The following is a 10,601-nucleotide window of genomic DNA, read 5'->3' on the forward strand; positions in this document are numbered from 1 at the left end:
CCGTCGCTACACAAGCGCCGACCGACGCGCGCTCACAACCACGATCGACGACTGGAAGTTCGCCGAAGCAACCGCACATCTGGCTACCGAGGCTGACCCGCTAAGGCGCAGACACAGCGCCTTCTGGCAAGTCCTCGATCGCGCCTCGCAATATCCTGCATCTGGTGCGGGCATGGTCGGCTTTCTCGCCCGGCGCGCCGAAATGGTCGGAGATGGGGAAACGTTCGCCGACATTCCGAGATTACTAGCGCGGCCCGGCCATTTTAAAGACCGCGCCACGGCGCTCATCGAGGTGCTAGAGTCTGCGATAGCTCAGCGGGGTAAGTGCGTTGTTTTCTGCACCGATGCGAAAACGGCTGATGCGCTTGTTGAGCATTTGCGTTCCGCGCTCGAGTGCCCGATCGACCGTCATGACCCGCAGGACGATCGTTGGATGCGGTTCAACGAGGATCCCGCACGCTGCGTTCTCGTCTGCGACCGTCGCGCCGAGGAGGGGCTCAATCTCCAGGGTGGTCGCAAGATCGTCGTCCACTATGACACGCCGCTGAACCCAAATCGTATCGAGCAACGCCTTGGTCGCGTCGATCGGTATGGTTCAGGCGATTCGGTGCGCTCGATCCTCCTAGTTTGCGAGGATGATCCGCTCGAGATCGCGTGGACGCGCTATCTCGATGAAGCGCTCAAGATCTTCGATCGATCGGTCGCAAGCCTGCAATATCTGATTAATCAGACGGTCCGCGAACTGCCGCCTGCCCTCTTCGGAGATGGACCCGCAGCGCTTGAGGCCTTGACGCAAGTTCATGGCGGCGACGAAGGCCGGATTGAACAAGAGATCAAGGCGATCGATCAACAGGATGCGCTGGATGCGCTCGGGACGCCCCCCACGGACTTAGTCGAACGATTGTGCATCGTCGATGACGACTGGCGGCTAATCGCTGACGATACGACCCTTTGGCTCGAGCAGACGCTAATGTTTGCTCGTCTCCAAATTGGTGAGGCGAGGGACGGTGATCAGCGAGCGGCGCCGTTTCGCTATCGTTATTCAACCGATCGGAGCCACACGCTACTGCCGTTGCCGGTGTTCATGGCGGAGTGTGCCAGCGCGCTCGATCTGCAGTCTGATCCGACGTTTGGCCGGGTGATCAAAACGGTTCCCTATAGCTTCCAGCGACGCACCGTTTTGAGCCGACGCGGGCGCGAATCCAAAGTTCGATTGCTGCGCTATGGCGAGCCGTTTCTGACGGGGGTCGGCGCGATCACCAGCGCTGATGACCGGGGTCGCTCCTTCGCCATGTGGCGCGAGGACGTGAACTATTCAGCAGGTCAGGCTGCCGATGTCTTCCTTCGCTTCGACTTTTTGGTCGAAGTCAATCTGAGCGAAGCATACCAGGCCCTCGAAATGCTTGGGGGAGGCTCCGTTGCGGCTCGAGCCGCCCTTCGACGCCGCGGCGATCTCGTGCTCGCGCCGTTATTCTCGACAATTTGGCTCGACGCTTCGTTGACACCTGTTTCGCAGAGTGAACTGAAGGCGGCCCTTGAGCGCCCATACCGGGCACACAAATCAACAAAGAGCAGCTATCGAGATATCAATATCAACGCACGGCGGTGGCAGCGTGTGAAGGCCCTCGGGATCGACGAGGTCGCCCATTGGGAGGAGTTGTGCTTCAAAGGGCGCCGCGAAGCCGAGTATCGACTGCGCAGTGACCCCGATTTCGTCGCTCGACTGCGGGTGGCAGACGCAGAGGCCGCGGAAGCTGACTATGGCCGCCTCAGCCAGTTGGAAGTGCGACTGAGGCGGGACCCGACGAGCGGCGCTGGTCAACTCAGCCTCGAGCGTGCGCTCGCCGCCGCCATGCGGCAAGGTATCGTGCGACCCGAGGTCCGCCTCGAAACTATCGGTGCCATATTCCTGACCGGGAATGTTACGGCGACCGAGCGCGTAATGGGGGGCGTGTGAGCCACTCGCTTGACTTCTCATCGCTTCACGACGTCCTGACCGATTGGCAGGACTACGCGTTGCCCGCCGGCGGCAACGATGGTGTGTTCGATCGCATCTGCCAGATCCTGCGCCGATCCCAGACGGTGGGCCGCCTCATCGGCAGCGCAGATCTCGCACCGCTGCTTCGCCATGTGCTGCGTCGCGAGTCTCTGCGATCGAACGGTGTTGCACATTTGCGCGTGCCGCTGGCTCCCGGTTGGCCCAAGTCCGCTGATTGGGCGAGCTATGGAATTCGCTTACACAGCGAGAAGGACGGCTTCGGCCTAATCGATGCGCGACCCTGGAAACCTAATTGGCTTCCGCCGTCGGACCAACCGGTGTTCGAGGATGTGTTTGCTGAGAGCAATGTGCGCAGCAACTGGGAACGACCGATCGATCCGTTCCTAGGCGAGGCCAGCGGCTTCACTCATTTCGTGTCGCCAGGGCAGCGCGAGGCAGTGCGTAGCGCGCTGCTATTGCCGCGAGGGGAGACCTTGATCGTCGGACTACCGACAGGATCTGGCAAAAGCTTAGTGGCCCAGGCTCCAGTGCTCGCACGTGGTCTCGAGGCTGGTCTGACACTTTGCATCGTGCCAACGACGGCCCTGGTTCTCGATCAAGCCCGTCAGATGGCGGACCTGCTGGAAAGGCGCTTTCCGGGGCAACCCATCCCTGAACTTGCATGGCACTCCGGTCTCTCACCCGAGTCCCGTAGCAATATTAAAGCCGCGATCCGCGCGGGCCGTCAGGGTGTACTTTACTGTTCCCCGGAAGCGGTGGTGGGCGCGTTATTGCCTGCGCTCTWCGAGGCGGCGCGATTCAATCTGCTTGCTTATTTCGTCATCGATGARGCGCATTTGGTAAGCCAATGGGGTGACGGCTTCCGACCAGCCTTCCAGATGCTAGCCGGGGTTCGGCGCGGCTTGCTTGCGGCAACACCTACCACAAAGTTCCGAACGGTCCTGATGTCGGCAACGCTTGCACCCGACACGATCGAGACGATCGATGCGCTCTTTGGTCCGGCCCGGACTGTGCAAATGGTAGCTTCCATCCTTCTGCGCCCAGAACCTCAGTATTGGGTGCATCAGGAGGACCACCCGGAACGCAAGCAAGCCAAGGTACTCGAGGCACTTCGCCACGCGCCACGGCCGTTCATCCTCTACGTCACTAAGAGAGACGATGCGCGGGACTGGCTCAGGGTTCTGAAGGAACAGGGCTATAGTCGGATCGCCGCCTTTCATGGTGAGACGCCGCATCACCAGCGCGTAGCCGTGATTAACGCCTGGGCAAAGAATGAACTCGACGGCATCGTTGCGACCTCCGCCTTCGGCGTTGGTATCGATAAGCGCGACGTGCGCACTATTCTCCACGCCGCGGTGCCCGAGACGCTCGATCGCTTCTACCAAGAAGTTGGGCGAGGCGGTCGCGACGGCTGCCGCTCGGCGTCGTTCCTGATCTATGCCGAGGGTGACATTGAGGTTGCGAAGGACATTGCCGCACCCTCGCTCATCAGTGACGATTTGGCGTTTGAACGCTGGGCGGCGATGTTCGACCGCAGCACGAAGCTGGACGAGGTCGGCCTCCTGCGCGAAATCGATTTGGCCACCGTGCCCGAACGACTGCGGCAGGAATCCGATTACAATCAAGCGTGGAACATGCGCACACTGATTATGATGGCGCGTGCAAAAATGCTGCAGCTTGAATCGCAATCGCCGACGCGCTTCGCCGAACTCGAAAGCGCCGCTGGTGGCAGTTTCGACGCCTCAAACGAGGAGGATTGGGCGGACTACTTTCGGCACACCGTAGTCCAACTCAGCCAACTTGGTCACCGTGACAAGCAAATTTTCTCCCAAAGCCTTGGTGCCGAACGAACCCGCGCATTCAAAGCGTCCAACTCCAGCCAAAAGCTCCTGCGCGAACTCTTATCTGGTTCGGTCGAGTTCTCTGTGTTGCTCGACCGTCTCTACCGTAACCACACACCTGGACGCACCGTCATCGTCTCGCGAGCCTGTGGCGGATGCCCGGTCGACCGGCTGGAAGGTGGCCCTACGCATTCCTACTCGGAGCCAGTCGCGCTTGGCATAGAGGGCGTGGGTTTGTGCGATCGTTCGGCCTGGACAAATCGCTTCCCCCAACTCGATTTGGACGTACCAATCCTCATTCTCGCGGCGGGCGACCTCGATGATCGCAGCACCTACTTAGCGCTAGACAATCTCGTTTCTACCTTTGGCATTCGCGAACYTTGCGTCTCGCTGGCTTATCGCCTCCGCGAGCCAAGGCTGGCCTCGCTTCACAAGCGAGCGCCCGATGCTACGCTGTTTTTGCAGAACCTAGAGGAGGAAATCCGACGTCCTTCAACGTATCAGTTGCCGCGCGTCACCCTATTCGACAGTGTGCAAATTGATCGTGCGCTGCTCGAGCTTCGTCGGCCGGTCCATGTAATCCTTGCGTCTCGTATGGCCCCGGACCCCTCGCATCCCTTGCGGCGTCTCGGCGACACTGGAACCAATGTCCTGACCCTTGAGCAGTTTTTGCGCGGAGCTCGATCGTGACGATACTCAACCGACCGAGCGACGGGCTCTACAATGTCCTGATTGTTCTCGTGCGTGCTGCGGTCCGCTTCACGCCTCGCGACCAGGACCAATTGCTCCTTGCCTGCGGTAGCGCGGTGAGTGCTGTGGATGCGAGTCATCTCAACCGTACGCTGACGCGGTGGAGCGACCTTGGTTTGTTTCAGGCCGGTAAGGAGTCGTTCTCAATCGCCGAGCCTTATAGGAGCGTGCTGGGCAGCAAACCCGATGTAGCGGAAGCGCGGCTGCCCGGGGTCGCGCGAACGATCGCGCTGCGTGCGGATAACAATGCGAGATTCTGGGATGCGGAAGGCGCAAGGAGCGCGGACTTCTCGAAAGGCACTGCCTGGATGCTGGCGCAGGACGTCTACACGCTCCCTTCGACGACCAAAGGTTGGGAGGGCTTGCTCAAGCGCCAACTGATGGATTCCGATGGCACCACCGTCGTGCAGAACGACACGCGTTGGAATGGGCTGCGTGCTTGGATGCCTTATTTGGGGTTTGCGCGAGATACGACCACCTGGGACGTCGACCCGACCGAAGCACTACGCGACGCGCTTCCCGACATCTTCGGGAGCGCGACAAACTTGCTAGCAAGAGAGTTCCTCGAACGCGCCGCAAATGCGCTTCCAGTGCTCGACGGCGGGAAGTATCGCCGCGATGTCGAAGCTGCGTTGAAGGAATCGGCTTGGCCCAAGCCCGATCCCGGAAGTCTGTCGACCTCGCTATCGCGTGCGCTTCAGCGCCTGGATCGCGAGGGAACAGTCCAGCTTGAGCAGCGCAGTGACGCCGGTGATGGCGCCTCGCTTGTAGGTCGGGGCGGCAGACGGTGGCGCGACTTCAGCCACATCATCATGACGAGGAAAGCGCGGTAATGCTCGAAGCCTATTGGCCGCAAGCACGCGAAGTGAACGCCTGCATCAAGAATGAGGCTGAGACCGCAGATGTCTCGGTGCTCTTGGCCGTCCACCAGCCCACCCAGCTTATTGCACGCGCCGCTGTAACCAATCGCGAGTCCGTGGCCACTGAAAAGCAGTTGGTAGATGCCTTCCTCAGTGACGACGTCCCGGCCGGCTACATATTGTGCCCCATTACCGGGCCTTCCGGCGTCGGCAAGTCGCACATCATCCGATGGCTCGACGCGCAGCTTCAGCGCTCCAAACGCTATCAGAACCTGCTCGTTATTCGGGTGCCTAAAAGTGCCAGCCTTCGTAAGGTTGTCGAACTTATCCTCGCGCCGCTAGCCAACAACCCACGCTATGCCAAGCCCCGTGAGGAATTGAACAGGGCGGTCGCTGAGGTCGATACCGACCAGGTCATCATCCGCTTCGTCGCAGAACTGCAGAATGCTCTGCTCGAACGGGCGAAGGAAATGCGCGCGCAAGTCGTGCAAGACCAGAGCCGTGGCGCGGAACTCCGGCCGCTGATTGGACATGCCGAGCAGCTTCCCAAGCTGTTCCGCGACGCCGTGCTCCACGATCACTATGCGAGCGCTGTTTTCAGCCGCATAATCAGTCGCGCCATCAAGGGGCGCGATGAGGAAAGCGTCGGCGGAGAGACCGATACCCAATTTTCCGGCGACGATCTTCTAGTCCCGGAGACCGTGGATATCGGCGCGGCAGCACTCCCAGTTCGCAGCTACTATTTGTCGCAGATCGCGGTGGCAGATGCGGCGAGGCGCGAGCCGATCGCCAAACTTCTGAACTCAGTGGTCGATCGTGCGATCAGCCATGTCTTCCATCTAGAGCAAAGCAGTGGCGGCTTGACGCTTCAGGACATCATCCTCGGCGTGCGAGAAACCTTGTTCGAAGAGGGTAAGGAACTTGTCCTTCTCGTCGAGGATTTCGCCGCACTTTCGGGCATTCAAGAAGCGCTGCTCAGCGTCTGCATCCAGGAAGGCACGCGCGACGGCAAACAACTCTACGCGACAATGCGCACTGCGCTTGCGCTTACCGACGGTTATCTGACATCGCGCGAAACAATTCTGACTCGTGCTCAGCGGGTTTGGATGATTGGCGGCGCGCAACGCTCCGAAGCGGAGATCAAAGCTGCGATCGTGGAGATGGTCGGGGCGTATCTGAATGCGGCGCGCTGGGGCGAAGACGGGCTCAAGGCCCGCTTCCAACTCGATCAGAAAACTACCTCACTAAGCACCTGGGAAGATGACGGCCGTAGCGAGGACGAGGCCGCGGCGCTTGAGGCCTTTGGCTATTCGAGCGCTGGCCAGCCACTTTTCCCGTTCAACCGCGACGCGATCGAGCGCCTCGCAGCACAACATCTTGTCGAAAACGGCAAGTTGACCTTCAACCCGCGCCGCGTGATTAACGAGATCCTGCGTAACACACTGCTTGATCGCAATTGTTACGTGCAAGGCGAATTTCCGCCGGCTCAATACCATGGCCTTCAGCCCAACGGATATCTCGCCGGTCTCGTGCGGCAGTTGAGTGCACCTGATCCCACGAAAAAGCGGCTACAGAGTGCGCTAGCAATCTGGGCAGGTGATGCGCCCGATGCCAAGGCGCTAGCACAAGTCTCGCCACTCGTCTTCAGCACCTTCGGCCTGCCTACAGCGGAAGATCTGACTCGGATAAGATATGAGAAGAAGGTGGAGCACGCGCCAGAAGCCAGGGGTAATGTGGCGTTGGCCGGCGACGCACCCGTGCCGTCCCCACCGCCTTCAGTCGGGGTCACGCAAGATCCGCGGATCGCGGCCTGGATTGGGAAGCTTGACCGTTGGGCGCAGAGCGAAACCTTGTTGCAGGCGGATGCCCGTGCCCTTCGCAACGCGCTCGCCGAGATGTTACAGAAGTCGATCGATTGGTCGGGCCTGCGCATCCCGGAGAGCGAGATCAAGGGCTCGTGGCTTTGGATTGCCGGTGCAAGTAACAATCCGACGGTCGGGCGCATCCTCACCGTCTGCAAGGACCAGCGCGACGAGGATGGCTCGCTTCGCCAGGGCCTGCTCGGGGCGCTCCGCTTCAAGCATCACGATAGCGCTTGGGACTATCCCGAAGGGGATGATGACTATGTCGCAGCCACGCAGATCATCGAAGAGCTACGCGCGCAGTTACAGCCTATGTTGGTCGCTGACGCGCAGGCTGCCTCCTACTTCATCGGCAATGCGCTGCTTACCCAGGCCCGCATTACGGGAATGCAGCCGCCGCTGCGTGTCGCCGGGCCACAACCCATGCTCCAATGTCTGTTCGAACAGCCGCCTCCGCTAGACGGCGCGATCATCGAGGCGAATTGGGATCAATTGCGGGCAAATGCGCTCAGAGGAAGCAATGGGCGCGACATCCGTCCTCTGCTGCAGGATGCCTTGCGCGATCGCGCGGCCAGTTATCAGGGGGACGCAGGGCGGAAACCATTTGCGATCGACTTGGTACGGATATTCGATGCGCTTCAACTTGAGGCGGAGGCAAGGCCCACATTGCCAGAAGGCGTGTCGGAGGACATCCGCATCTTCCTGCCGACCCTGAACGAAGGCCGGATTTGGGATCGCGTCCAGGCAGTCATTCAATTGTTGCGCCAATTTCGCGAGGAGATTGGAGAATTTCTGGACGAGGAGAAATTGGACAAGAGCGCCTTTGTCAACGACCTCAAAGAGATCGTCCATCTCCTGCAGAAGACGCAGTGCTGGCCGAGCCAGGCCAACTTCGATGTCGCCGGCTTCGTGCGCAGCCTGAACGAGTTTCAGGCAAGCCCCTATGCTGAATTGGTGAACGCGGCTGCTATCGTCGATGAGGTCGAACGCGAGCAATTGGGCAAACTGCTGAATGCGCTCGGCGCGATCGACCTTGGACTAATCAAGCGTACGCTGGCGTTCCTGCAAGCTGCTGACACGCTGGTCTCACTCGGAGCGCCGCGCGTAGCCAAGCAGGAGGCGGCGCGCAGGCAATCCGATCCCAGCGTTGTTGCCGCGGAAATCACGACGTTGTTCGACCGGCTTGCTCTCACCCAAGCTACCGCGGAAGCTTCGTCATGAGTTCAACGCTTCCAGCCAGGGCGGCCGCACTGCGCGCCAGCTTAGTTGCCCTCGATGCGATGGCATCGAACGTCCAGGAAACCGGACTGCTTACCGATTTGCGCAACGAACTAGCCAAGGAAGTCGATGCCTTCGACTATAGCCTTGCGCAATGTCAGTTGTTGGCAAAGGCGGGCATCCCAGCCAAGACCCCCTCGTCGGTCACAGCCGCGCGCGCCCGAGCCGCAAACCTGCGGGACAAACTCGCCGAAGATACCAGATCCGCAACACTGAAGAAGGGAACCGCCTGGACCACCCTTCTGCGAGAGATCGGAACGTCCACAGCCGACGCGAGCAGCGAAGCCAAGTCCTCCTGGCGGGACTATCGCGCTGAAGTGTTTACTGGCGACCCGCCTGCGGTGGTACGCGGCCGGATCGCCTGGACCGACCAGAACCGCGCGGCGTTCCAGCGCTACGAAACCAAATATCAGGCGTTCCGTGCCGCCTTCGAGATCATGCCGTCCAGTGAAGCGGAGATCTCTCGAGCGAAGCAAATAGCCACCGAATTGAAGGCCATCGCCGGCGAGTTTGACTTCAATGTACCAGCAGAGGTGAAGGCGTTTCTGGCGGCTGTGCAGTTAGGCGGCGCCACGCTGACGCACCTAACGCCTGCTGTGGTCGACTGGCTAAAGCTCAATAATGCCTATGCCTCTTACCGCATTGTTCCGGCGCGATAATGGCGGGCAATGACGATCTGCTGACCACTGTGCTCGATATGGTCGAGCAACGCGAAGCGCGCCTTCTTACTTGGGGCCTGGTCGATAGCTTTGTCTCGGTCGGCGAGATGCACTCGATCATTGATCCGTTGCTCGATGACCCGGTGGCGGGCGCCGGGGTGACCTATTCGGGCGCAAGCGACGTTATCGAAGCGCTCCTCCAACGCGCACTCGTCTTCAATGTCGGGGCAGACGACGAACCGAGATACCGCTCGCGAATGGCCGAGGCCGTTCGGCTCTGCTTTCGCTTGCGACAGCTTTTCCCGAAACATGCCGGCCCCCTCCTCTGGCAAAATGCACCGACACTGGTCGCCGATTTCCGCTTCCTGTGGCGGCGGCGAAGCTATCCAAGGCGCGACAAGAGTGTGGTGGAGGCACTCGCGGCAATTCAAGCAGCTACGAGTAATGTGACGGCGCCCCAGGCGCTCGCTGCGCTGCTCCAAAGCTACGGAGATCGTTTTGTTCTCGCCGACTTTCAGGTCAAGGCGACCGCGCGGATTCTTGGTGGCTTCGGCGAGCGATCCTCGGCAACGCTGGTCAGCGCCGGCACCGGCAGTGGCAAGACGCTGGCCTTTTATCTGCCCGYGCTTTCGCGCGTTGCTGCGCATATTGAAGCAGACCCTCTCGCGGCTCGCTGGGTCAAGGTTCTGGCGCTATATCCACGCAACGAACTTCTGAAGGACCAGTTCGCCGAAGTATATTCGCAAGCGCGGCGCCTCGATGCGGCGCTAGCAGCGAAAGGGCGGCGCAAAATATTGATCGGCACGTTTTTTGGTCCGACGCCCCATAGCGCTGCCTATGCACGCAACACCAAGTCCGGTTGGCGGACTACCGGAGGCGGCGTCATCTGCGATTACATCCGCTGCCCGACCGATAATTGCCTCGGCGACATGGTCTGGCATGACGCCGACCGTCTCGCGAAGCGAGAACGACTTCGCTGCGCGAGTTGCGATGGCACAATCGCGAGCGACGAAGTCGTCCTGACGCGCGAGCGGGCTGAACGAGAGTGCCCCGACATTCTCTTCACCACCACCGAAATGCTCAATCAGCGACTAGGTGACGGGCGCTATCGCCATCTGTTCGGCGTCGGCGACCAAGCCACCCGTCCGGTCGAGATGATGCTGCTGGATGAGGTGCACACCTATGTAGGCACGTCCGGCGCTCAGGTGGCCTACCTCATTCGCCGTTGGCGGTGGCTGCTCAGACGGCCAGTGAGCTTTGTGGGCCTGTCGGCGACGTTGAACGACGGCGCTCGCTTCTTCGCCCGTTTGGTCGGCCTGTCCGAGGTCGCCTGTGCCGAGATTGCTCCCGCT

Annotated in this window: 6 protein-coding genes; all 6 read left to right on the plus strand. The window is 60.5% G+C overall.

Translation table 11 applies throughout. From position 1 onward, the window contains the following. Positions 1–172: 172 nt before the first annotated feature. Complete coding sequence (locus tag AC1D34_RS19665) at positions 173–1,957, plus strand: helicase-related protein (protein WP_476825086.1); 1,785 nt, start codon at positions 173–175, stop codon at positions 1,955–1,957. Further along, the gene (gene dpdF, locus AC1D34_RS19670) at positions 1,954–4,530 is read left to right on the plus strand and encodes a protein DpdF (protein WP_476825087.1); all 2,577 of its coding nucleotides are present in this window, start codon (positions 1,954–1,956) and stop codon (positions 4,528–4,530) included. Before AC1D34_RS19665 ends, dpdF begins: the two co-directional genes overlap by 4 nt. Further along, positions 4,527–5,423 (plus strand): protein DpdG, encoded by an 897-nt coding sequence (gene dpdG / locus AC1D34_RS19675; RefSeq protein WP_476825088.1) that lies wholly within the window; start codon positions 4,527–4,529, stop codon positions 5,421–5,423. Before dpdF ends, dpdG begins: the two co-directional genes overlap by 4 nt. Further along, the gene (gene dpdH / locus AC1D34_RS19680; protein WP_476825089.1) at positions 5,423–8,533 is read left to right on the plus strand and encodes a protein DpdH; all 3,111 of its coding nucleotides are present in this window, start codon (positions 5,423–5,425) and stop codon (positions 8,531–8,533) included. Before dpdG ends, dpdH begins: the two co-directional genes overlap by 1 nt. After that, a complete protein-coding gene (locus AC1D34_RS19685) occupies positions 8,530–9,249 on the plus strand; it encodes a hypothetical protein (RefSeq protein ID WP_476825090.1) in 720 nt (239 codons plus the stop codon). The genes dpdH and AC1D34_RS19685 overlap by 4 nt, the downstream gene beginning before the upstream one ends. Then, the coding region (locus tag AC1D34_RS19690; protein ID WP_476825091.1) for a DEAD/DEAH box helicase at positions 9,249–10,601 on the plus strand (1,353 nt) is incomplete at its 3' end. The genes AC1D34_RS19685 and AC1D34_RS19690, both read left to right, overlap by 1 nt.

It is taken from the genome of Allobosea sp. P1_A7, from assembly GCF_056406775.1.

What these genes read in the sequence shown, in the direction of transcription:
- dpdH (WP_476825089.1), top strand. Translation starts at nt 5,423, where the DNA reads ATGCTCGAAGCCTATTGGCCGCAAGCACGCGAAGTGAACGCCTGCATC.
- AC1D34_RS19665 (WP_476825086.1), top strand. Translation starts at nt 173, where the DNA reads ATGGTCGGCTTTCTCGCCCGGCGCGCCGAAATGGTCGGAGATGGGGAA.
- AC1D34_RS19685 (WP_476825090.1), top strand. Translation starts at nt 8,530, where the DNA reads ATGAGTTCAACGCTTCCAGCCAGGGCGGCCGCACTGCGCGCCAGCTTA.